Raw genomic sequence first — 22,033 nt, 5'->3', positions numbered from 1 at the left:
CGCTGAAGTGATTCGCGGATACGAACGATCCCTCCGCAGTGCGGGCACAGATCGGGGATCCTCGCATCCCTCTTACTCATCACGCACCATCACACCCCTCCTGGAGTCAACCGGCTCGGCAATGTGTAGTGGTATGCGATGGCGTGTGATTATCTGCGAGTTGTGACGCTTAGCGAGTGCGAGCGACGCTGCGATGATTGATCAGTGCCCAGTAGCGCGTGTTCTCGGTCAGGGAATTGGCCGCCACCTTAACATCGATCAATCATCAATTCATCGTTCGCTGATCAATCTTGGTAAAGACACAATCGAGCAGCAGCCAACGACAGCAAGAAACAACGCGCTAGCTCCAAAAATGTAATGAGAACCTATGACGTCACCTTCAATCAGTAAGCCCATCAAGAGACCCCCTAAAGGTAGTGCGGCGAGAGCGAAGGTACGTGCTGCACCTGTCACGCGTCCTAAAAACTCTATTGAGACGATAGCCTGACGGATTGACCGAATGCACACCGCGCAGACAATTGACCCAAGCCCTATTAGACAGTTACCGGCAGATAGGATTACGGCACCTCGGGCTAGTGCGAGTAGCAGGAATCCGATTGAGATTACGAGCACGCCGACACCTAATAGCTTCTCCTCGGGAAGCACACGAGCCAATCGGAAAGAGCCAATAGCACCCAATAAACCTCCGAAACCTATCGCCGCGATAACAATTCCTAACAGACTATCGGGAACAAGGAGTTGATTTCGCGCATGATACAAAACACTAGTCTGTGCGGAGAGGAAAAAACTAACCGAAACTTGGATGCAGGTTAGAGCGAGAAGACTAGGGTTTCGCCGAATCAGCGATAAGCCCCCCCACATACCTGACGCCACCGCTTCACTCCCGGAATTCCGCAGGGAGATGCTTCCCTGATCGCGTTCTAGCCGACGATCACTCATTGACAGAGCACTAATAAAGGCAATGACGTAGAGGCCTGAAACCATCCAAATGATACCTGTCAACGGTGCAATGTTGATCCATATACCCACAAGCGCAGGGCCGAGAACAACCGCGGACTGCGTGACAAGTTCGACCTTTGAGAACGCGGCGGACGATTGAGCTAGTGGCACCCGCTCCTTGATTACCACCGCAAGAGCCGTTTCAAAACCAACTCCGGCGATAGCAGCCGCGAAAGCGACCGCAAATATTAAACCGACCGGAAGCGGTCCTACAAGAGATAAGCTACCTAATAAAGCGAAAACTACAGCACGAAATCCATTAGAAATAGTAATAAAAGATTCACATCTAAATCGATCAACTAGTGCACCGATAGGTATTCCTGCTAATAGATAGCCAATCGCTCGAGGTACCGCTGCTAAAGCACTCAGCGCAGCATCGTTTGTAGCCGCGAGCACTAGTAGCGGAACAGCTAATAGGGTAACACCGTCGGCTAATAAGGCTGGTGACTGGAAACCTATATACCGTTGGTGGCTATATCTCCACGACACGAACACTAAGCCTTTTCTCGTATCAAACGAGTGAGATTACCCGATAGGACATTCGCTTGACCAATAGTCAGGCAATCGAACCTGTCAGGTTTCACCGGAGAGGATCGGTTTCGCGCTTGATTGGCACCGCGTTCAACCCAGGCAAAGCGTTGTTTGAAGGCGTCGCTCACTTCTCCCTTGCGTTCTGACCATAGTGATGTAACTAATGCCGCCCCTTGATCTTCCAAGTTCCCTGGGTCGAGTTGCAATGCTTGTTCAACAAGAAGATTCGTCAGGTCAGAATCTGCTTCGATGTCATCCGCCCCTGTCCACAATAAAAAGGGTGCAACTGGAGCGAGTACGAAGTCTAGAGTAGTAATCTCTGGTGACAGGCTTACAGCGGCTTCAAACAACCGACGCGATCTTCTACCTTTACTAGCAAAATATCCTCTGCTGACTGGTGGACTACCGGCCATGGCGAGTGCACCCCAGTGCGCATGAATACCTCCTGACTCGCCCGCCTCTATGTGTCCGACTGTTTTGTCCGCTCGAAGTACTGACTGAAGCACAAGAACCATGTCGAGGGATAAGAGGGGCATGGATACTGGTGCAGACTTCAAGTCGTCCAGCAGATTACCGTTCGAGCTCGCAAGCCTAGGAATCATCAAAAGTGCCTCGGCCAAGGCGGAAGGAGAAGCATATGAAATGTCGCCGATGAAAAATCTCCCGGAGTCGACTCGTGCTTTTACCCTGCTAACTTCTCCACTCTTACTTACTAGCCGATCCACGATTTGAGGAAGTTTAACAGGCGTGCCTTCCAAGACCTTCTCGAGTAAGCCCTCAATCAGCCGTAATACACGCTGCTCATTATTTGTGATGAAGTCACAATGGGTAGTGAATGGTCGCCCTCCCATGCTCGACCTGTGTATATCAGTTAATCGAATTAGCCCGTCAGCAGTTTCCGCGACAACGAAGGGACAGAGATACGACTTCAATGGTTCCGTTGGTTGAAAGCTCTCGTTGCGGAAATGCCTCAAAACATACTTAGTCCGAAGGCCGCCGTCGAACTTGGATGCGGGCCTAAATAAGGTATCCCCTAATTGGTCGTCTAGACTCTCGGTCTGGTTGAGGTCGTAGATAAAAGGTTGTGCGACGCCAAGAGTGTCACACAGGATGGCGTTGTAATCTAGCGTCCCGCTACGGAAGTTCCAGATGTCGGACCAGTCCGACGAGTGCGCACTTCTTAGTGCGCTGTAGGGCGCCAACTGCATCTGCTTCATGACCTCACCGACTGGAAGCGGGGAGTCAGAAAGGTCTCGTGCCGCGAAGCTAGAACCAGAGCCGGCCAGGTCTTCGAGTCCCAGTGCTTTCAGATGACGCGCTACTCCTAGAGGATGATCATACAAGGGCCGCCTCCAGGACAAACTTGCCATACAACGACGAGATATCGATGAACTGGCGATCGCTACTTAAGAGAAGCGGTGATATGTCAGTGCAACCGATGAACAAAGCCTTAGTTTCGAATGCCCAATCTGATCTGGCAACGCTCTCCAATGATGCACGAGCTGCAACTTCATTTCCACTTTTGAACAATTCCACGGTTCGCTGCACTTGGTTCTGTAGTGACGGCGGTGGAAGCATAAAATTGATGTCGAGGGAATGTAAATGATCGGTAAGGATCCCGCTCTTTATGGCAGCGTCAGTAGCCAGTATTCCCAAGTCGTTCGGTATATCCGAGCGCGAGGCGGTCAATGCGGCACGCATGTCGAGGACCGGAATCGGCAAAGCCTTGGCTAGGCTCTGTATGTAGTGATGCGTTGTAACGGAGGGAAGCGCTATTAGATCAGCTCCCGCGGATACGAGTGCTTCACTCACTGCTAACAAGGCAGGTAAGGGTGACGGGCCCCTACCTGCCTGATGAAGCATGCGATTCGGCATGGAAGGTTCGGAGAACAGAATCACTCGCGGATGGTCTGAATCATCGGTCCCCGCCGTCAAGTCGGTGAGACGTCGATAGAACGCAGCCGATGCCGTCGGTCCGAGACCTCCGACTATTCCGATGGTCTTCCATGCCCGCTTCACTTGATAAGAACCCGGCAGAGGTGTCGACCTGCATCCTTGAAAGCGTTGCGAGAGTGCAACATCCGCCAGTTGTCCCAGATCAGTAAGCCATTCCGCTCGATGTCGATGGCATGATGGGTCCGATCAAAGAATGTATTCCCCGCTTCGAGAAAGTCAGTCAAAAAATCGTTCTCCTCTACAATCAAATTGTTATACGAATACCGTAAGATGTCAGTATCCTCGAATGCGGTAAGCACGGCATGCTCTGCTGTAATATGAATATTCTTCCGGGCAAGTCCCTCACTTGATTTCCATTGGCGCCGATTGCTTCTCAGTTTCTCAATCATCTCTTCATCGAATTGCGCGAGGAGTTGCCTGCCGTCGGCGATCGTGGTTTCACCTCCAGGCCCATCAGCCGGCTTCACGCACCACAACGCCTGATAATGCGGGGGATTCCCTTCATACTCATATGCTTCAGTATGGGGAACGAGCTTTTGTTTGTTTCCAGAATGATAAACATCATCCATGTCGGGCTCTGGTTTAAGATGCCAAATGAGGTTGCCATCGTACTGAGGTAGGAATTCCCCTAATTGGGAGAGGAATCCAGCATGGTCGAAACCGTCTGGTACGTCTCGGAGGTAAACATAACCGTACTCAGCTACTTCATCCTTCACGTATCCCAGGAGGTCCTCGGTGGACCCTTCAACACCGCCTAGCGCGGAAAGTAGGGTCGAGGACCTACCGACGTGGTTCGACATCTCAGTTTGAGAAATAGTCATTTCTTGTCCTATCTTGCTACGAACAGTACGAATTACTGCAGATGCAAATTTTCCAGAACTCTGTGCTCAGTGCAATAATCGAAGTTGAAGATACATCGAAAGGTGCATGGGTAGAAGAACGGTCGGAGCTCATGCAACTACGACGTTCCCGACGGCCAAAACCCACGCATCGACGCTCGGCGAACGGCGTCGATGCGTGAAACAGCGCCAAGCTTCTTGTACGCGTTAGCCAAGTGTCGCTTAACGGTTCCTTCCGATATGAATAGGGAGCTACCAATTTGCGAGTTTGATTGCGCAGCGGCGACCAATTTTAGGATCTCGGCCTCTCGTTGAGTTAATCCAAGTGAAATATCTGAGGCACGATCAAGATGCGGTTGCCTGCCTGTAGGCTCGGAGCAGGCATCGTCGGAAATCTCTTGCTCCAGTTGGATCGCTCCTAAGACCTCGGTAATGTCTACTTCATCATCGAAGACGAATAGCCCACGCCACCGCCGCTGACAAAGTTCGAGCCTAAATGCTTTCGATCGCGAAATGACTATCACCCTGGGCCGACGGTTCGCGTGTACATTCTCTTCCAAAGTCGACCGTAAAGCGGCTAGTAGCTGTTCACCGATGAACACGATGACATCAGGATCCTTGTTCCCGATTAATTGTGTGGTCACATGCTTGCTAGGACCACTCCAGAGCAAATGCAGGGCCGTTTGAGTCTCGAACAGAGCCGATAATCCGGTGCGGGATAGCGTGCGGTCGCACGCAACCATTACTGTTACTTTAGTCTGCCCCATGTATTACTTGATCACTTTCAGCTTTGGTTCCCCGAAAATCCCGCCTGCCGCCCCGCCATATGCAAAGAAGCTTGTGTCTGTGCTAGCAAACGAGGCCCCTAAATACCCTAGCAGCGCCGCCTTGAGACTGGCCTGAGGGAAGAAATCAATCCTGAGGGGCATAGACTGCGTTCGCTAGATTGTCAATAGCCGACAAATTAATTTTGCTCATCCCTTGACCTACACACAGAAGTCGCTATCTTATCCTGCGGCTAGGGCTAAATCCGGGGTACTACTCTCAGCACGACACTGACAGGTGTAACTTCGGTCTATCGAATAGACATGATACGACTAAGCGGTATTTTAGTTCTTGGGTGACTCGGTCGCCCCTTGGATCGCGAGAAGAGTAGTTCACGAGTCTGTCGACGAGCCAGGAGATGGCTCGACTCCGCACGTAGGGACAACGAAGATGACCATGTCACGAGCCACCACGCCTTATCGAGTCCTGATCGTAGGGGGGGGATCAGGAGCGCACCCCAAGCTTCGGTTGGCGCATGAAGGTGTTGCGACCGCCGTCCTATGCAGGGCTTCCGTTCTGGGATGGGTGCATGCTCTGGAAGAAAACGATCTGGTCGTAGTGTTGAACGACGATACTGATGTAGACGGTTGGAAAGCGGCCGCTCGTGCGATTTATAAGGACTGGGCGTTTGACCGTATCGCTTCTCTCGCCGAGATCGATCAAGACAAAGCAGCAATTATCGCCGAAGACCTTAATTTGCCTTTTCACAGCCAGAATGTGATTAGGAGCACGCAAGACAAAACCGTGATGAGGGAAACCCTTCATGATGCTGGAGTAGAGCAAATCGCATTTAGGCAGGTTTCCTCCACCCTAGAGTTGAAAGAATTCTACGACGAAGTTGGCCCTCCGCTTATCTTGAAGCCATCGAAAGGTCGAGCGAGCGCTGGGATTTCAGTCATAACGTCGGAGGATCAACTCGCTCAAGCGTTTGAAGCGACTTATTCAGCGTCCGCACCGCGCCTGGAGCCCTCGCCACCGCTCGCAGAACGGTTCGTGGACGGACCTGAGTTTAGCGTCGAGGCCATCAGCCACGACGGAGAACACTACGTACTGGGCTTGACTGAGAAGTTTAAGGACGAGCGTACGAAGGTAGAGCTCGGACATGTATTGCCGGCGAGAGTGAGCCGAGAGGACGCGCAACGCATCACGACTCACGTCAGGAAATGTCTCACTGCTCTGGGCGTGCAGAACGGTGCAACCCATACAGAAGTCATCCTCTCCGGCGACACCCCCTTCATTGTGGAGACACATTTACGACAGGGTGGCGACGAGATACCGGAGTTACTTCAGACCGCAACTGGTATCGACATAGTGGGACTGATGGTGTCACAACTCGCTGGGGAGGACATCACCCAAAGACATGAAGTTTCTTCCCGCCGTCAGCAGCCCTATTATACAGCCGCAGGCGCAATCAAGTATCTAGCATCTAACGTGACGGGCGCGTTAAGGCATATTGAAGGGTTGGAAACGCTCCGTACTGAACCAAACGTTCTCAACGTCGTCCAGCTAGTCGAAGATGGAAGCGACCTGCGGGGACTTCTCAGCTCCTACTCAAGGATTGCCTCGGTCAGGGTCGGCGCGCCAGACGCAGACGCAGCCGTTTTACTTGCTGAGTCTTTGATCTCGAAACTACGAGTGGATATCACCGTTCATGGGATTTAGAGATGTTAGTGAGCGCCGAATCAAGATCTATTTACTTGGGTTCTTCATTACTAATATCGGCGTTGGTGCATTCACCCTCATAACCGGTCTCATACTTTTCAACTCGACGGGGTCCGTGAGTACTTTCGCATGGCTCATCGCAATTGAATTCGCGATCGGGATGGTAGGTCAATTCATCGGGGGCAGCATTATCGACCGAATACCTCCTCTGAGATTAGCCATGATGAGTAACGGAATCCGAGGAATAGCGGTGGTTGTCGGCGGAATACTCCTCGCCTTCTTCGGGACCGATGAGTATCTGATCGCTGCTTTCCTCGTCTCCGCTTTAATACGACCGATCTACCGAACATCAAGCTTCGTCCTAGCTCGACTCCTTTCTACAACAGAGCAACTTCAGAACACAAATGGCTTGCGCTTCGGACTACTGCAAGTAGCTCAATTGGTTGGATTGGCGGTAGCCGCTTTATTGAACGCAATATTTAGCCCAGGATACTCAATCGTCATCATAGGTTTATTCTTCCTTGCTGGCGTAGCGATCTTCTTCGGGCTTCGCTCCGCAATTGTTGACCTGAACGATAACGTATCGATTGATGAAGCTCCATCTAAGGCTTCAGCGATCCAAAGTTGGGTTCAACTAGGCCAGGCCCTTCGTCGTGCACCCGGAGGGCTTATTCAACTACTTCTAGGTGCCTACCCGATAGTTATTTTATCGTTGCTCACGATACTGGTGGCACCGATCAATGCAGCTTTCTCCGGGGGAGCGTTGGGCATCATCCTTCTCGACGGTGGAGCATCTCTGGGAGCGTTGGCAGCGATTCTGGTCGTTCGTTGGAAAAGTGTAGGAGGCCCTAAATCGCTAGCCGGAGCATTCTTCCTCGCGACAATTTCTTACCTCTTTTTGGGGCTACTTCCATTTTTCACGACATCGGTTCTAAGTTTCATATTGATCGGGTTTTCGGCAGCATTCGCGGCGACGAGCTTGGACACCAAGCTCCAGCTTCGGACGGAATATGGAATTCTGGGAAGAGTGGCGATGGGACAAGAGATTACGACCTCCTGCAGTGCAATCCTAATAATCCCCTTCGCTGGGCAACTTATTAGTGACGTCGGACTGATCCAATCAACGATCACCTACGGCATCATCAGTTCGATCTATTTGTCACTTTTCATTCTTGCGCTTTTCTGGTTGCGCAGTGATCTATTCCTTGCTCGTCTCACCATCCGACCTATTTCAGATTAGGCAAATCGAACATGACAACTAATTGGGCAGATGCACTAGATCAAGCGCTGAACTTCCCGTCAGATCCTACTTCAATACGTTGGCTTGAGGGTGAAGTAAACGAGGGTAGAGGAACACCCGGTCAGCGACGAGCGTATCTGATAGTTAGAGGCGGTACGAGCGTTAGTGAATTCCTTCGCAATACACCTCAGATATTGCAATCGATGGTACAAGCGGCTCCTCGAAGTAATCTACTCGTGTCTCCGGCGCCTGGCGAGTGGAATGCCGTTCAAGTCGTGCATCATGTAGCTGATAACGAAGCTGTCAACGCAGTTAGGATGCGATCGATACTCACCGAAAGTACACCCGATATTTTTGGATATGACTCGGATCCTTGGACGAGGTTCTTCGATGTGGAGCCTGTTGAGCATGCGCTAGAGCGATTTCGCGTATCGCGGCGCAACACTCTAGCCGTACTCGACACGCTCTCTGATGCAGATCTCGCAAGGCGAGGCAGGCTTTCCTACAGAGGAGCTGAGACCTTACGTGTCCTACTAGCAGTGTTGGCGGGTCATGATCTCGATCATATTGGTCAACTGAGCGACTTATTAGCACTTGATAAAAGAGCGTTCGGAGTCGAAATTGAGCTTTGATCTCTTAAAGAACAACATCCTTGATAAGGATCTGTGTACTTCGTGTGGAATATGTGTATCCGTGTGCCCGAAAGGGCTGTTGAGTATGACAACCGATGACTTGATCCCAAGGTTGGCTGGTGACTCGCTGGATGCATGCGGCGATTGCACGCTATGCATCGACGTATGCCCCGGTAAGGACACGGGCGTGCCGGAATCAGAAAATCGGATATACGGGCGTCAGCGAAACAAAGATGAGCGATGGGTTGGGATTGCGCAAGGCACATACTCTGCTCAAGCCGTTGACCCTGCAACGCGGCACGCCGCATCAGCTGGTGGTGCAACGAGCGCACTTCTAATCACGGCATTAGAATCAAAACTTGTCGATGCAGTCCTAGTCATCGGAAGAGACAAAGATCGGCCGTGGATCCCTGAACCTAAATTCGCTACTACACAGGAAGAAGTGTTGGAATGTGCGCAGGCAAATTACTGCATCACTCCGAATCTTCAAATCTTGAAAGATGCGCCCTATGAGCGTCTAGGCATAGTTGCGTTGGCTTGCCAGATCCAAGCAATCAACAAGATGCTGAATCTGGACTGTCCTCCCGCAATCGCCAGTAAAATAATCTTCACTATAGAGCTTGCATGTGCTTCAAACACAAAACGATCCGGTACCGAGCATCTGATTGAGAATAGGCTTCAGCTCAAATTAACGGACGTGACAAGAATGCGCTATCGAGCTGGTGATTATCCTGGGCGCTTCACAGCGTGGGATAAAAATGAAAAAGAGCATTCAATTCCCTTTCATGAGTTGGTGACTGAATTCAAACCCCACAAAACCTTCCGATGCTTGGCCTGCCCGGATTGGTGGAGCGGCATAGCCGACATCTCAGTGGCAGACGGGGACCCGAACATATTCCGTACAAGTCGCAATGAGAAAGGTGATGAAGGAGTATCGCTTGTGATGGTGCGTTCAGATGTCGGCGCAGCCTTGCTACAGCAGGCCGGGAAAATTGGTCGGTTGAGCTACACAAGCGATGAATTCCTGGAGGAGGAGAGTTTAGGTTTGCAGCGGAAGCGCCACCGTTATGCAAACTATGAGAAGCAATTCCCAGGGCGCGTACCGGATCCTCCCGTGCCTGGTGCAGAAGTTGTCGGGGCGCTATCGGATGACGCGATTATCGAAGCTCTAAGTCAACCGACGGGCGAGCCTGGAGTAGACGATGATGTGGCAGGGGAATGAGGTCATGAAAGGAGCAGAATCGGTCCGGGTTGGAGCGCCGTTCATTGAGACGGGGTGGGATTTGAGAATCACGCCTCACGCCGATAAGGCCATATCGCAGAGGGCAACCATACTAGCTATGCTTGCGGAAGGTAAGTCGCATATTAAGAATTACGTGATCTGCGCTGACATGCGACAAAATATTCAATGTCTTAGAGCACTTGGCGTGTCAGTATCCCAGACTCCTGAAGCATTGCTGATTCACGGTCGAAAAGAAGAAAAGCAGAACTCGTCAATCGTTCACCTGCATGCTGGGAATAGCGCAACAACCGCGCGACTACTGATTGCGACTCTGTCGGCTCAACCGGGACAAGTGATTGTATCGGGTAATCAATCCCTATCTAATAGACCTATGGCCGAAATCATCAATCCGCTGAGGCAGATCGGGGCGAGTATTGTTGAACTCGGGGAGGAGGGACGGTTACCAATAAAATTGACGGGTCGACGGCTCGGCGGTGGCGAGGTCGATATAACAGTCGATTCAGCGCAACCAGTCTCAGCGATGCTGTTCGCAGGCTCGTTGGCTATGGGCTCGGTTCACATCAACCGGTCCGCTGTCGCGAGGGATCATACGGAGAATTTGTTCCGTTGGACTGGAGTGAATGTTTGTGAGGAAGCCTCACGTGTTTCCATACATCCGGGAAAGCCACGACCCTTCGATTTGACTGTGCCTGGTGATCCTTCTGGTGCGGCAGTTTTGGCTGCCATTCACATCGCTTCGCCGATATCCGATCAGTGGCTGACGCTACAGGGGGTTTGTCTTAACGATCGCCGGCTAGGTTTCTTCAAGATCATTGAGGCCATGGGAGCAAGTGTTGAAGTACATGAGAAAAACGTCGATGGACCTGAGGTAGTAGGTGATATACGAATAAGACGTCTACGTCAGTTAAACGGTGTAACTGTACATTCCCGCGAGCTTATACAATCATCAATTGACGAACTTCCTTTGATAGCTGCTATTGCAACGACCGCTCGTGGCGACACAACTATCGTGGGAGCGGAAGAACTGAGAGGGAAGGATACGGACCGGATAGTCTCGCTGCTGGCCCTACTTGAGGCCTTCTCATGTAAGGCACAAGAGGTTCCGGGCGGATTCAAGGTTTCCGCAGGCTACTACCCGCGTCCGAGCATTGTAAATCTACCCGATGATCATAGAATAATTTTTAGCGCTATGGTTCTCTCAGTTATGTCCGGCGGGTTCTGCACACTTATCAACGTGGGCGCAGTCAAAACGTCGAACCCTCAGGCCATGAAGGAGCTGGCGCGATGGGCACCGGTAACTTGACAGGCGCGACGCGTCCTTATGTTGTCATTTCCGGTGGCGCAGGGTATTTAGCGAAAGCAATCGCTGAAAGCCTCGATAAGAACGACATAGAAGTTGTTTTGTTGGATCGCAAACGTCCTAGTTGCGATCAGGGCGTGTGGTACCGGGTCGATCTGATTGATAGTGCTGCAGTCGCTGATGTGGTGAAGCGCCTTCACTTCGACCGCGGTGGGCCGCCTTCTGGTCTAATAATTTGTCATGGTTGGTCTCCGAAAGATCTGCACGCGGAAGGTTCGGCCGATTTGGAAATGTCAGCAACGACTTTTGAGCAGACGCTGCAGATCAATCTCACGAGCGCCTTTGTTTTGTTCAAGCACATAGTTCCATTGATGTTGGAGGCGAAAGCGGGACGAGTAGTCGCCGTCAGTTCTGCCGCAGCGCATACCGGCAGAACCACTGCATCCGCAGCGTATGCAGCTAGTAAAGCAGGGCTGGAAGCTTTGGTGAGGTCGCTTGCCGTCACTTACAGCCCACATGGAGTTCTATTTAATACAGTAGCGCCGGGGAAGATGGCTAACCCCAATTGGCCCGACAGGGCTCTCAGCATTGCGCGGTACACATCGGAGATTCCTTTAGGAAGACTTGCGGACTCGCGGGAGATCGCTGACGTCATAAGCTTTCTGATGTCTGACAAGAACACTTATATCAATGGACAGACGCTCGTTGTAGATGGAGGACGCTTATCATGAATGGATTGACGAAGCAGTATATCCGTCTGGAAGACCTCACCTGGGTTGAGCTAGAAGCAATATCACCAAAAGTTCCATACTGGGTTCTGATAGTGGGGAGCACGGAACAACACGGACCGCATTTGCCTCTTGCATCAGATACGTTAGTAGCGGAGCGCTTGGGCAAAGAACTTTCTGGACTTCATGGATCGGTGATGCTGGGTGACATACGGGTCGGCTTACTGCACGCCTTCGAAAGTTGGCCCGGTTCGCGGATCGATCACGCTGTGCTCAACGGTCAATTTAAAGGATTGGCAAATTGGGCGACTCGATACAGTAACAGGTTGTTGGTCGTTAATGGACATGATGAAAACCATGAGTCACTTGTAATCGCCTCGAGGGAGTTCAACTCTGAACACGATACAGACATCCTTGTAATCGAGTGGGCGCAACTGGTCCAAGATGTCATCGCTTCTGTTTCCACGTCGCAGAGCGAGTCTCACGCAGGAGAGGGACTAACTTCTTTACTCATGTATTGGTACCCAGAAGCAGTGCGTCGCGAACTGATCGCGGAGGGCAGCCAGCCAAGAGGTCGACTCACTCGGGATGACCTACACGTAACTAAACGTGCGCACCACATCACGCGGTTTCCGGCGCATGACGTTCCTAACGGGGTTCTGGGTGATCCGCGGGCAGCTACTGAGCGTAAGGGCTCGGAGATTGCGGCAGCGCTGGTGGCACGATCAGACGCATTGATTAGGGAACGAGGCTGGCTGTGAAATTACGAAATGCCGAAGCATATGATTCGCAGGTAGCCGTCGAGACGGCAGTCCGTCTTGAGAGTCCGTCTATGGCACACACCATCAAAAACGATCTACCCATCGCCATAATGCGAGCTGAAGGTAGCTATATGTGGGACACCGACGGTAAGAAGTACTTGGATATGACTTCTGGATCCGGTGTTCTAGCATTGGGTCACGGACACCCAGAGGTAGTTGATGCAATGCGTCGACAACTTAGTCTATTCACCCATGGGGGATGGCAGCTTACTAGTCCGGCCCGTTCCACTTTGTCTGAGGCAATAGTTGACCTGCTCCCTTGGGACGACGCAATGCTTCTATGGTGCGCAACCGGTTCGGAGGCTGTGGAAGCAGCCTTGAAGGTTGCAAGGATGGCTTCTGGACGTGGTCAAATCCTTGGTTTCTTGGGTGGGTATCACGGAAAAACTGCGGGTTCTCTCACAGTAACGGCGAATTCTTCATTTCGAACTGACGCAACAGAATTACCTGTAGCTTCGCTTTCGCTACCGTATGCCGTGGCTTCCGGGTACCGGGAACATAACCATGCATTCACGGACGCGCCCGACTTTGGACGCTCCATGCTCGAGCATCCCGATTTCGGCCTAGCCAATATCGGCGGAATGATAGTTGAGACAGTTCAAGGTGCAGGCGGTATGCAAGCGGCGGCGCCAGGCCTTCTGACTGAATTACGTTCTTTCACGAAAAAGCATAACATTTTGCTGATTGTCGATGAAGTATTTACAGGTTTCGGCCGCACGGGAAAGATGTTTGGTTTTGATACTGAGGGTGTCATCCCCGACTTAGTTGTTCTCGGAAAATCTGTTGGGGGTGGGCTCCCGTTGTCGCTAGTTGCCGGTCCTCGCTCCGTCATGTCAAAGATGCCGCCACTTCGTCAGACGAGCACGTTCTCTGCAAATCCCCTCGCTTGTGCCGGCGGTAGCGCGGTACTTGAAGTGCTACTGCGTGACGGATTAATCGACGAGGTTGCTCTGAAGGGAGAGGCACTTGTCGAAATAACCAAACAAATTAGTGTAGAAGGTGTGCGACTTAAGATCGTCGGGCAGGGGTTGATGATTGGTGTGGAAATTGTAGAATCTCCCTCAGCGGACCTTTCTTCATTCGTCAGGAGCGTGGTAAGCGAGATGAGGGCTCGTGGAGTTGTTGCTTTGCGCGGAGGCAGTCGGGGGACCGTGATCAAATTGACTCCATCATTAAATGTCAGTCTGAAAGACCTAGAATTATCAGTTCAAGTATTATCCGAAGCTTTGGCGACAGTAAGCACAACCAATTGTGAATGACTTCGTCGATGCTTGGTGGGGCCGAGTATTCGGCAGCGGCGACATCGGGGGAAACTACACTGTAATTGTACGGGACTCTTCGCCGAATCTGAACAGAGCACTGCTTTCTCGCCGTCTGCAGGTACCCGATACAGGATTCATTGTGGCAGAAACTCCGCAGGACATTCAATTGGTTACTCATTCTCCTCATGAGGAGCTAGCGCAATGCCTTCAAACCTCTCTTGCTGCTGCAATATTCAATGGTGTTGATGAGGGCGAGCGAACGATCGTTCGCCACCGGAGCGGCCAAGACTTACTTCTGCAACGGCGTGAAGGCCTCGTCTGGGCCGAGGAAATCGAGCGTGTCGCGACGAGGACAGAGACTGTTGAAATTCCGAGGTTTTTGCTCGCGGCCTTAAATGGGGTCAACTCGGTTGGACTAATCCTAAGGGAGGCTCGCAGCCGATTGTATTTGGAGTGTGAGAACGTTGAGGTCCTCACCGCTTTATCCATGTCGTCCGTTGACATCATGAAGATATGTGGCACATATGCAGTCTCAGGCTTAGTGCTATATACAGTGTCCGATAATCTGTGCCGGGTGCGCGTGTACACCTCGTCCCTGGCGGGTAGAGAAGACATTGCAACTGGGGGAGCCGTTCTGGGACTAGGTAAACTGCTTCTAATGCAGGATGAGACTGCCGATTATCGCGTTGTACAGGGCCCGAACATTCCTGAGCGCCAAGGTCATTTCTTTTTAAACATGAGCGGTCGTGGCGGAAGCTTAGCATTGGGCGCAGAAGTGCATGCGTTGATGGAGGGAAGAATTGCCGTCTAAGTTGCATATAGAATCGTTCGATTCTGTCGCGAGCCTTCCAATAGGCGCCATTGGCCTCCTCGCATCCGATAGGCGACTATACAACTCTCCAGCCTGGCTTTCGTATTGCGAACGTTTGAGTGGTGGAAATATCCGATATTTCTGCGCTTTCATCGCAGACGAAGTAGTTGCGATAATTGCTGTGCGATACGTTCCAGACTCGAATGTTATGCCACTGTACGATATAAGCTCCATCGTCGGGGCTCCAGAAAGTGCTCGGCACCAGTTTTTCCCTAGTGTGGTCGCCGCGATATCCGGCACCCATTGCTCACTCGTGGTTAAAGGCGAGACTGGTGCGAGTAGGACGCAGATCATCAGCGCTCTAACGCGTGCGGTTAGATTATGGGCGTTGTCGAACGATTGCCCGACTGTAGGTTACCTGTATCTCGATTTGCAGGACGCCTCGGCTATCGCTTCAAGCGTTGCGGACAACTTATCGCCCAGCCTTATAGATCTACAGATGGTTCTTCGCGGGGACTGGCATTCTTTCGACGGGTACGTTGGTTCACTCTCGGGTAGTCGTCGGAATAAGGTAAGGCGTGAGCGACGAGAATTCTATTCATCCGGACTTAGTCTTCACGTTAGTACGGGTACTGGACTCTTGAATGAGCACACCGCCGAGCTGCAGTTGCAGCTTCGGAACCGCTACGGAGTGGGAGGATCGATAGATGGCATCTTGAAGGACTACGTTGATCTGCAAGAAACTGTCGAGGACCATGTCGTGGTCTTCTTATGCGAGAAGGAAAACTCGGTCCTAGGAGTTGCGATAGGCCTTATTGACGACAATACTCTACACATTAGATTAGCCGGATTTGACTACCTCGCTCCAGATGTTAATTTCCTATACTTCAACACCGCATTTTACGCGCCGATTGAATGGGGTGTGCAGCGTGGCATCAAGAAATTCATGTTTGGAACTGAGAATTATCGGGCTAAACGATTGCGAGGAGCTAAGCCGGACCCATTATACGGTGTAATTCAATCTCATCCGGTTCTCAGCAATATCACCTCACGCGGGCTTCGGGAACGTGAATCTCGTCTCAGCGAACAATCACCATAGGATGTGACTTGTGGACATAGGTAAGCCAGACTCTCGACCGGTGCTTATTTTAGTTGATGCTCCCGGGGGGCCACATCCGGCGAGTTTCTTATCAGCGCTGCTCGTAGAATTCCGAATGCATTGCATTTGGTTGGACGTAGGATCGGCTCAAGAAACAGCTACTCGGCTCAAAAGTCTAGATACGATTTCGGAGCAGGGCGGCACCGTGCGCGGAGTTGACGATCTAGGGGAACTCGAACACTTTTTAAGTGACCTGGTGCAGTTAGTTTCTGCAGACGGTGTTATTGCGCTAAGCGAGCGAGTCGTTCACATCGCTCAAGCGGTTGCATCGAAGTTTGATTTGCCTTCTAATTCATTGGCGACACTACACGCCCTGCGGGACAAAGTTGAGCAGCGGGCGCGTCTAAGCGCTAGCGGTTTGACGGCTCCGAGGGTCATGCAGCTCCCGACGAAATCTGATGTTGCGTGTGCCGCCGAGTCCTTCCAGTTCCCCGCAGTGCTCAAGCCTTCGATCGGGATGGGTAGCTTGGCGACCACGCGCGTCGTATCGGCTTCAGATCTATCCTGCGCCTGGAGCAACGCGATTAATCTCATAACTCACGATCGGCGCGTTGCTCAGGCAAAGCCGATGATGATATTGGAAGAAGAAATCGTCGGGCGCCAGCCGGAGGACTCTCGGCTGGGAGACTACGTATCAGTTGAGGCGATCGTTCGGGGCGGCACACCGCAATTGCTTGGTGTACGCGATAAATTACCTTTGTCTTCTGGTTATCGCGAGAACGGACATATAATGCCTGCCCTGCGTAGCCACGAAGAGATAAAAGACATAGTCGCTTGCGCTTGGGCAGCCCACGCGGCGTTAGGTATCACCTTCGGTATCACTCACACGGAGATCAAGCTGACCAATGGCGGCCCTGTGATCATCGAGGTGAATGGACGCGTAGGGGGCGGTGTCTATGAGCAACTTAGAGCTCTCTCAGGGTATGATCTCATCCTAAATCTTGCACGACTCAGCGTCGGTATGTCACCGGACCAACCCGGCCCATCAGTCGGGTCGACCGGTTACATCACAGCTCAACCGCCAGGTGGGAAAACTCTAGTTGTGCGCGCGCCTAGTGATGAACAGCTCCGGGAACTATACGGAGTGAGTGAGATATATTTTCTCGCGTGCGCAGGCACCACTTTGGATTCGGCGAGTGGAACCGCTGCAAATTTGCTCAAGGCGCTCGTTGTTAGCGATGCACCGGAGGCGATCTTCGAATTCGCGAACCAATGTCCTACATTATTCGAGTTTGTCTACGTTGAACCAGAGGTGCTGCATGAGTGAAATTAACGTGTTCATCGGTGAGCCGTCATCGATCGACCCTAGTAACGGATTCGAACATGACGGCGCCTTAATTCTCAGATTCCTTTGCGACCCGTTAGTCGATTTCGACGCAGTGACCGGAGAGCCTCGTCCGGCTGCGGCCTCAAGCTGGCACGTTAGCGAAGATGGATTAAAAATCGTTTTCAACCTTAACCCTGACGTGAAGTTTCATCACGGACGTTCAGTAGTTGCGGCTGATTATGTATACTCGTTCGCGCGATTAGTGCGACCGGAGACTGGATCGAAGCTTGCCTATCAACTGCTCTCGGTTGTTGGATATGACGACGTACGAAGAGGACGAGCGAGATATTTGTCGGGCGTATGTGCAACAGGCGTGCACACTTTGGAAGTAGACCTTAACCATCCCTTCCATGCTGTACCTGCCGTCTTCGGACATCGAGCAACCTCCGCGGTACCCTTGGAGCTCGCAGAAAGTGACCCTGCGGATTTCAAGGTTCATCCAGTCAGTACCGGCCCTTATAGAATTAAAGAGGAGTGGGTTAATGGAGAGGGGCTGAAATTAGAACGATTCGACGAATATTATGGTGGTAACGGTGCTTACTCGAATGGGGGTAGGGGAAACGTCGATTCGCTACGTTTCTCAATATATGATGACGTGGAATCGGCTTACACGGACTGGCAAACAGGTACGGTCGATATTGTAAAGGTTCCTCCGAGCAAACTTATTGATTGCATCGACTTGGGGGAGAAGTTCCGGACAACGCCTTGCGCTTTGATGCAGTATCTCGGTTTTCCAATGGACGTTTATCCTTTCAACGATCCGCTTATACGTCGCGCTATTGCTTCTTCCATCGACCGTCAACGGGTGATAGATGAGTCATTTCATGGATTGCGACCGATCGCAAATAGGGTAGTGCCGCCGCCACTCGCTTCTCCAGATACTGACCTAGTTCACTTAGAATTCGATCCCACAGCAGCAAGAAGTATGTTGGCAGAATCAAAAGTCGGCTGCCTGGAAAGCTTTTTTACTTACAATGCCGGGTTGGGTCATGATGGCTGGGTTGAATCGATAGTAGGGCAGATCAACGATGTACTTGGATGGAAAATAACGCCTCGGCCTATGGAATGGACCCATTTTCTTCAGTGGGTGCCTCAAGCTGACACGTTATTCCGCATGACTTGGGCGATCGACTATCCAAGTGTGGACAATGTTTTGTTCCCTCTTTTCCATTCATCATCAATCGGAAGTGACAATTTCACTCACTATAAAAGTGCGTCTTTTGATTCGTTAATCGCCGAAGCGCGTGCAACGCCCGATGAGGGTGAGCGCTCAGCTTTGTATGAGAAAGCGGAGAAGATAGTTTGTAAGGAATTACCTCTAGTTCCTTTGTGGTTCGGTGTGCAGTATCACTTAGTTGAGCTTGACAAGTTCAACGTGAAAGGTCCAGTGATTGATTTGTTCGGAGAGCCAAACCTTAGATCTTTCTCTGCAAAGTAGTGTCATCGTCAGGCGTCGTATTTTGAGCAGAGCCACTGAGATCGTCAAAGCGTTGCAAATTGGGAGCAACTGGGTCGTCGGCTTCGGACGGGTATGAGTACTCGCTGAGTCGGGTTGGTCAATTGCGAACTTGCTTCCGCTGAGTAAGTTGGTAGGACTCCTCGGGCCTTCTGGGGTTCGTCCGAGAAGTAGGCGACGAGTCCGCCACCGCCGTCGACGGCGAGGGACGGGTCCCACACGGTGGTGGTGGTCGACGTGGGGCTCGGATCGTACGTGGCCGGCCCGCCCTGATCGATGGTGCTGGGGAAGGACCAGGTGACGCCCTTGTTGAGACTCTTGTAGACCACGAGCCTGCTGCTGCGGTTGCCGGGTACACGAACCAGAGCGTGTGGGGGTACGACGAGTCGCTGGGGTCTTCCTTCGCCACCGTCTGGGCAGACACTGCCTCTGGGGACGTAGAACCCGACATCTGGATCATGGGTGTGCCTTCCGTGCTGACGGAGGAGGATCTGGCGCCCGCCGTCGAGCAGAGACTCAACCTCGAGCAAAGCGATGTCTTGTCCTAGCTAGTCCGTTCCCGTTGTCAGGGGACGCGAAAAGCGCGCTGAACCTGTACTCCCTATCGATCCAAGCGTTCACCACTAAAGCGATTCAGGATGTAGAGAAATTCACGAGGACGACGTCGGCGACCCTGCGGTTTGCGGTGCGAATTGCTCGGCTCGACGACGCCCGGGAGAACTTGACTGCGGCGCTGCATTACCGAACGACTATCCACGTCTCAGCCGGCATCATCATGGCTCAGAACTGGGGCAGTCAGGACGAGGCGATGGACATCCTCCAGGAGGTTTCGAGTATCCGCAACGTGAATCTCCATGCTGTCGCCGAAGCGGTGGTCCCCAGTCAGCGAAGCAAATCTCACAACCCACTTCAAGAAATATCAGGCACTTCCGCCCCCGTCTCGATTCGACATCCGGCCGGCGTCTTGAGCGCTGCGTTGAGGTACACCGATACGGCAACTGCGCGGAACGGGCATGATTGGGTCGCGATGGGCTCTTGATGAGGCCTGCCCAACAAGTTCTTGGAACGGTCTAGATATGACGCATCGCGTGACCACTGGAGACAGCTGCTGGGCGCCACTCCTCACCGAGTTAGACTTTCGACGGACCGTCGATACCGACGTTACGTCGACCCGTTGCGGCTTGAAGGCCGGCACCAAGCGGCGTTTCATAGATCGAGTGGACTGAGTTAACTGGCCATGCCAGGGACGGTGAAAGCGACTCGACCGAGGGCTGGTGGGTAGATGATGCCTTTACTGATCAAGGACGCTCGGGTCATGGTCGTGGGGCTTTGCTTACGCGTGGCGGACCGGTTCCGGCACCACGCGCTGGCGACGTCGCCATCCGCCGGGGTGTATGACGACAACAAGTCCAAGGGATCGCTGAGCGTCGGGCACGGTGCGCTCAGATGTTGCAGGTCGCGTGCTCGCCTCCTACCCGAAAACTGTCACCGGCCAGGGGAAACGACTGAGTTGGCGACGGCGGCGGTGTTCATCACCCTAGAGCGTCTCAAGGCGGCACCTGAAAGACTCACACGCTGGCGAATAGTGCCTGACACCACTCCTCTAGCTAACCAAAAATCGCCGCCGATAACCAATGTTCTGTCGGGTCAACAGTTGTCGCGCCGCCGGTTTGCGCCACAACCTGTGGCGCAAACATCTTGACGCTGACGCCAAGGGCCGGAAATTGATTGTCCAACAGGCTGTTGGACAATCGCCGCCGATGGTCCGGCGGGCGTCAGTTTGGGCTCAAGCTCAGGCCCATTGCAGGTCAAGAAGATGGAGAGCGTGCATCAACTCGGGCTCGGCGCCTGTGAACGAGTGATGCTCGATATCCGCAAGGCACGCTGATACTGGCCCGTCCTCGGGGCGCTCGAAAACCGCCCACAGGGTCAGGTCATCCCCGTGTCTGGAGTTGAAGCTGACGCCGTTGATGTCGGTGTTCCCGTACAGCCATGTCGCGACGCTCTGGGTTAGCTGCCGTGGGCGAGCATCTTTTAATGCGGCCGCGTCGAAATCGGTCAGACCTAGAGAAAGAGCCTGCCCGATGAAGTCCGAGTAGAGGCTCGCGACGGTCAGTGACGACGTTACGACGCAGAAGGTGCCGGTGAGCGTTCCCATGGCGATTCTCCTGGGATCGAGCCACCGCCGGGAGACAAGCCCGGGCTCGATGGTGGGGTGCATGTGTCGGTCGAGGTCGTCCTCGTGGATATCCTGGACCTCAGCGGCCAGATGGGCATCCTTGCGGAAGTGTGCAAGCACCTCAAGGAGGCATGCCAGCAGGCTGGAGCCGGCATAGATGGTGCGGAAGTTGCCGTCGGCGTCGTCCCAACGACCTAGAAATCGGCCGTCGGTGGCGTACTGCCAGCCGCTCCACGCCCACGGGTCAGGAGAGAAGCCGACCCGCCAAAGCACCTGGCGTGTGTTGATCGTCGTCAGTGTCCGGGGTGGCAAGGACTAACCTGCTGCTGCGAAGGCGCGGGCAGCAGCCAGCACCGCTGGGCCGGCGTCATCAAGTCGCCCCTCGCGCAGCAGTCGTGCTGGTGGCACATCATCGAGCTGCGGGTTCATGCCCATGAACCAGGCCTGCACGACGGGAGTAGCATCACGCTGACGGAGCAACGCTGCCACGTGGTAGGCGTCGCGGAGCCGCTGCACGACCTCCGCGGATGGCTTGCGCTCACCATCAGCCCACTGGCGCACAGCCCGGGTTTCCTTTACAGACCCCAGATAAGCGACCAGCTTCGCGCCCAGGATCTCGCGCAGCTCACGCACGAGCTGATCCTCCTGAAACCGGATGGAATCTCGGTGAGCTTGAAGATCCGTGCGCGCTCCCGCTACAGCTGTCATGCCTCAATGATCCCACGAATCCCGCACAAAATCCACGGTTCTAACCCATGCCAGATCACACTCGAAATCACCGATAAGCTACCTTATGTCAATGTATGTTGACGAGTACACCTGGTACACCCGCTGCAATGCGGGGGAGGGGTCCTGGTTATGAGTGTCTTGACGTGGTGCAACCGAGGGGTAGGAGTGGAGTTCGCGTGCGGACAGGCGAGAGGTCCCACGCTACGTTCTCGCGTAGGACCGCTCGCCGACGTTGTCGGTGATTCGAGGTGAGTCATCTTCCGATCATCTGTGTTGTGAGTCTCGCTCTCCGGGCGTTCGGTGTAGCTACGCGGTGATCTGCGCCTGTAGCTGG

General features: G+C 52.9%; 23 protein-coding genes and 1 pseudogene. 14 read left to right on the top strand and 10 right to left on the bottom strand.

Going from position 1 to position 22,033, the window contains the following annotated elements; translation table 11 throughout:
• Positions 1–270 precede the first annotated feature (270 nt).
• The 5 genes from AC4D16_RS16685 to AC4D16_RS16665 form a co-directional block, all read right to left on the bottom strand.
• Positions 271–1,488 carry an MFS transporter gene (locus tag AC4D16_RS16685; RefSeq protein ID WP_490955815.1) on the bottom strand — a complete coding sequence of 406 codons (1,218 nt, stop codon included), beginning with the start codon at positions 1,486–1,488 and terminating at the stop codon, positions 271–273.
• A gap of 5 nt (positions 1,489–1,493) precedes the next feature.
• Positions 1,494–2,900, bottom strand: a complete 1,407-nt coding sequence (locus AC4D16_RS16680) for a DUF6025 family protein (RefSeq protein WP_490955814.1) — start codon at positions 2,898–2,900, stop codon at positions 1,494–1,496.
• Complete coding sequence (locus AC4D16_RS16675; RefSeq protein ID WP_490955813.1) at positions 2,866–3,549, bottom strand: aspartate/glutamate racemase family protein; 684 nt, start codon at positions 3,547–3,549, stop codon at positions 2,866–2,868. Before AC4D16_RS16675 ends, AC4D16_RS16680 begins: the two co-directional genes overlap by 35 nt.
• Positions 3,546–4,202 (bottom strand): TauD/TfdA family dioxygenase, encoded by a 657-nt coding sequence (locus tag AC4D16_RS16670; RefSeq protein WP_490955812.1) that lies wholly within the window; start codon positions 4,200–4,202, stop codon positions 3,546–3,548. Before AC4D16_RS16670 ends, AC4D16_RS16675 begins: the two co-directional genes overlap by 4 nt.
• A 242-nt stretch (positions 4,203–4,444) precedes the next feature.
• Complete coding sequence (locus tag AC4D16_RS16665) at positions 4,445–5,068, bottom strand: helix-turn-helix transcriptional regulator (RefSeq protein WP_490955817.1); 624 nt, start codon at positions 5,066–5,068, stop codon at positions 4,445–4,447.
• A gap of 607 nt (positions 5,069–5,675) precedes the next feature.
• On the opposite strand from AC4D16_RS16665, the gene AC4D16_RS16660 reads away from it, so the two are divergent.
• From AC4D16_RS16660 to AC4D16_RS16600, 13 genes and pseudogenes are all read left to right on the top strand, one after another.
• Positions 5,676–6,812 (top strand): ATP-grasp domain-containing protein, encoded by a 1,137-nt coding sequence (locus AC4D16_RS16660; RefSeq protein ID WP_490955811.1) that lies wholly within the window; start codon positions 5,676–5,678, stop codon positions 6,810–6,812.
• Positions 6,802–8,052, top strand: a complete 1,251-nt coding sequence (locus tag AC4D16_RS16655; RefSeq protein ID WP_490955810.1) for an MFS transporter — start codon at positions 6,802–6,804, stop codon at positions 8,050–8,052. Before AC4D16_RS16660 ends, AC4D16_RS16655 begins: the two co-directional genes overlap by 11 nt.
• Positions 8,053–8,063: 11 nt before the next feature.
• On the top strand, positions 8,064–8,684 hold the full coding sequence (locus AC4D16_RS16650) for a DinB family protein (protein WP_490955809.1): 621 nt from the start codon (positions 8,064–8,066) through the stop codon (positions 8,682–8,684).
• A pseudogene (locus AC4D16_RS16645) lies at positions 8,647–8,847 on the top strand (4Fe-4S dicluster domain-containing protein); the annotation flags it as partial. The gene AC4D16_RS16650 and the pseudogene AC4D16_RS16645, both read left to right, overlap by 38 nt.
• Before the next feature lie 24 nt (positions 8,848–8,871).
• Positions 8,872–9,906, top strand: a complete 1,035-nt coding sequence (locus tag AC4D16_RS16640) for a Coenzyme F420 hydrogenase/dehydrogenase, beta subunit C-terminal domain (protein WP_490955816.1) — start codon at positions 8,872–8,874, stop codon at positions 9,904–9,906.
• The gene (locus tag AC4D16_RS16635; RefSeq protein ID WP_490955808.1) at positions 9,887–11,230 is read left to right on the top strand and encodes a 3-phosphoshikimate 1-carboxyvinyltransferase; all 1,344 of its coding nucleotides are present in this window, start codon (positions 9,887–9,889) and stop codon (positions 11,228–11,230) included. Before AC4D16_RS16640 ends, AC4D16_RS16635 begins: the two co-directional genes overlap by 20 nt.
• Positions 11,212–11,958, top strand: a complete 747-nt coding sequence (locus tag AC4D16_RS16630) for an SDR family NAD(P)-dependent oxidoreductase (protein ID WP_490955807.1) — start codon at positions 11,212–11,214, stop codon at positions 11,956–11,958. Before AC4D16_RS16635 ends, AC4D16_RS16630 begins: the two co-directional genes overlap by 19 nt.
• Complete coding sequence (locus AC4D16_RS16625) at positions 11,955–12,716, top strand: creatininase family protein (RefSeq protein ID WP_490955806.1); 762 nt, start codon at positions 11,955–11,957, stop codon at positions 12,714–12,716. Before AC4D16_RS16630 ends, AC4D16_RS16625 begins: the two co-directional genes overlap by 4 nt.
• 71 nt (positions 12,717–12,787) lie before the next feature.
• Complete coding sequence (locus AC4D16_RS16620) at positions 12,788–14,035, top strand: aspartate aminotransferase family protein (protein WP_490955805.1); 1,248 nt, start codon at positions 12,788–12,790, stop codon at positions 14,033–14,035.
• Entirely contained in the window at positions 14,028–14,849 is an 822-nt protein-coding gene (locus AC4D16_RS16615; RefSeq protein ID WP_490955804.1) for a hypothetical protein, read from the top strand. The genes AC4D16_RS16620 and AC4D16_RS16615 overlap by 8 nt, the downstream gene beginning before the upstream one ends.
• Positions 14,850–15,057: 208 nt before the next feature.
• Positions 15,058–15,948, top strand: a complete 891-nt coding sequence (locus tag AC4D16_RS16610) for a GNAT family N-acetyltransferase (RefSeq protein ID WP_490955803.1) — start codon at positions 15,058–15,060, stop codon at positions 15,946–15,948.
• Positions 15,949–16,063: 115 nt separating this feature from the next.
• Positions 16,064–17,275: an ATP-grasp domain-containing protein gene (locus tag AC4D16_RS16605; protein ID WP_490955802.1), complete on the top strand. Its 1,212-nt coding sequence runs from the start codon at positions 16,064–16,066 to the stop codon at positions 17,273–17,275.
• Positions 17,268–18,773 carry an ABC transporter substrate-binding protein gene (locus AC4D16_RS16600; protein ID WP_490955801.1) on the top strand — a complete coding sequence of 502 codons (1,506 nt, stop codon included), beginning with the start codon at positions 17,268–17,270 and terminating at the stop codon, positions 18,771–18,773. Before AC4D16_RS16605 ends, AC4D16_RS16600 begins: the two co-directional genes overlap by 8 nt.
• A 44-nt stretch (positions 18,774–18,817) precedes the next feature.
• Here the strand turns inward: AC4D16_RS16600 and AC4D16_RS16595 are convergent, their stop codons facing one another.
• A complete protein-coding gene (locus tag AC4D16_RS16595; protein WP_490955800.1) occupies positions 18,818–19,120 on the bottom strand; it encodes a hypothetical protein in 303 nt (100 codons plus the stop codon).
• A gap of 233 nt (positions 19,121–19,353) precedes the next feature.
• Between AC4D16_RS16595 and AC4D16_RS16590 the strand changes: the two genes are divergently transcribed.
• Positions 19,354–19,830: an ANTAR domain-containing protein gene (locus tag AC4D16_RS16590; RefSeq protein WP_490955799.1), complete on the top strand. Its 477-nt coding sequence runs from the start codon at positions 19,354–19,356 to the stop codon at positions 19,828–19,830.
• Between the two features lie 188 nt (positions 19,831–20,018).
• On the opposite strand, the gene AC4D16_RS16585 is transcribed toward AC4D16_RS16590, so the two are convergent.
• The 4 genes from AC4D16_RS16585 to AC4D16_RS16570 form a co-directional block, all read right to left on the bottom strand.
• Positions 20,019–20,195: a DUF8462 domain-containing protein gene (locus tag AC4D16_RS16585; RefSeq protein ID WP_490955798.1), complete on the bottom strand. Its 177-nt coding sequence runs from the start codon at positions 20,193–20,195 to the stop codon at positions 20,019–20,021.
• Positions 20,196–20,398: 203 nt separating this feature from the next.
• Positions 20,399–20,542, bottom strand: coding sequence for a hypothetical protein (locus tag AC4D16_RS16580; protein WP_490955797.1), 144 nt, complete (start codon positions 20,540–20,542; stop codon positions 20,399–20,401).
• Positions 20,543–20,583: 41 nt separating this feature from the next.
• Positions 20,584–21,243 (bottom strand): RES family NAD+ phosphorylase, encoded by a 660-nt coding sequence (locus tag AC4D16_RS16575; protein WP_490955796.1) that lies wholly within the window; start codon positions 21,241–21,243, stop codon positions 20,584–20,586.
• A gap of 42 nt (positions 21,244–21,285) precedes the next feature.
• Positions 21,286–21,678: a hypothetical protein gene (locus tag AC4D16_RS16570; RefSeq protein ID WP_490955795.1), complete on the bottom strand. Its 393-nt coding sequence runs from the start codon at positions 21,676–21,678 to the stop codon at positions 21,286–21,288.
• Between the last annotated feature and the right edge of the window lie 355 nt (positions 21,679–22,033).

The organism is Arthrobacter sp. TJ-236 (genome assembly GCF_058269235.1).
Note: the sequence above shows the minus strand (reverse complement) of the source record. Positions and strands in the feature narration are given on the sequence as shown.

Coding starts and splice junctions, on each gene's coding strand:
- AC4D16_RS16655 (WP_490955810.1), top strand. CDS start 6,802: ATGGGATTTAGAGATGTTAGTGAGCGCCGAATCAAGATCTATTTACTT.
- AC4D16_RS16680 (WP_490955814.1), bottom strand. CDS start 2,900: ATGGCAAGTTTGTCCTGGAGGCGGCCCTTGTATGATCATCCTCTAGGA.
- AC4D16_RS16620 (WP_490955805.1), top strand. CDS start 12,788: ATGGCACACACCATCAAAAACGATCTACCCATCGCCATAATGCGAGCT.
- AC4D16_RS16570 (WP_490955795.1), bottom strand. CDS start 21,678: ATGACAGCTGTAGCGGGAGCGCGCACGGATCTTCAAGCTCACCGAGAT.
- AC4D16_RS16610 (WP_490955803.1), top strand. CDS start 15,058: ATGCCACTGTACGATATAAGCTCCATCGTCGGGGCTCCAGAAAGTGCT.
- AC4D16_RS16635 (WP_490955808.1), top strand. CDS start 9,887: ATGATGTGGCAGGGGAATGAGGTCATGAAAGGAGCAGAATCGGTCCGG.
- AC4D16_RS16650 (WP_490955809.1), top strand. CDS start 8,064: ATGACAACTAATTGGGCAGATGCACTAGATCAAGCGCTGAACTTCCCG.
- AC4D16_RS16665 (WP_490955817.1), bottom strand. CDS start 5,068: ATGGTTGCGTGCGACCGCACGCTATCCCGCACCGGATTATCGGCTCTG.
- AC4D16_RS16600 (WP_490955801.1), top strand. CDS start 17,268: ATGAGTGAAATTAACGTGTTCATCGGTGAGCCGTCATCGATCGACCCT.
- AC4D16_RS16630 (WP_490955807.1), top strand. CDS start 11,212: ATGGGCACCGGTAACTTGACAGGCGCGACGCGTCCTTATGTTGTCATT.
- AC4D16_RS16625 (WP_490955806.1), top strand. CDS start 11,955: ATGAATGGATTGACGAAGCAGTATATCCGTCTGGAAGACCTCACCTGG.
- AC4D16_RS16605 (WP_490955802.1), top strand. CDS start 16,064: ATGCATTGCATTTGGTTGGACGTAGGATCGGCTCAAGAAACAGCTACT.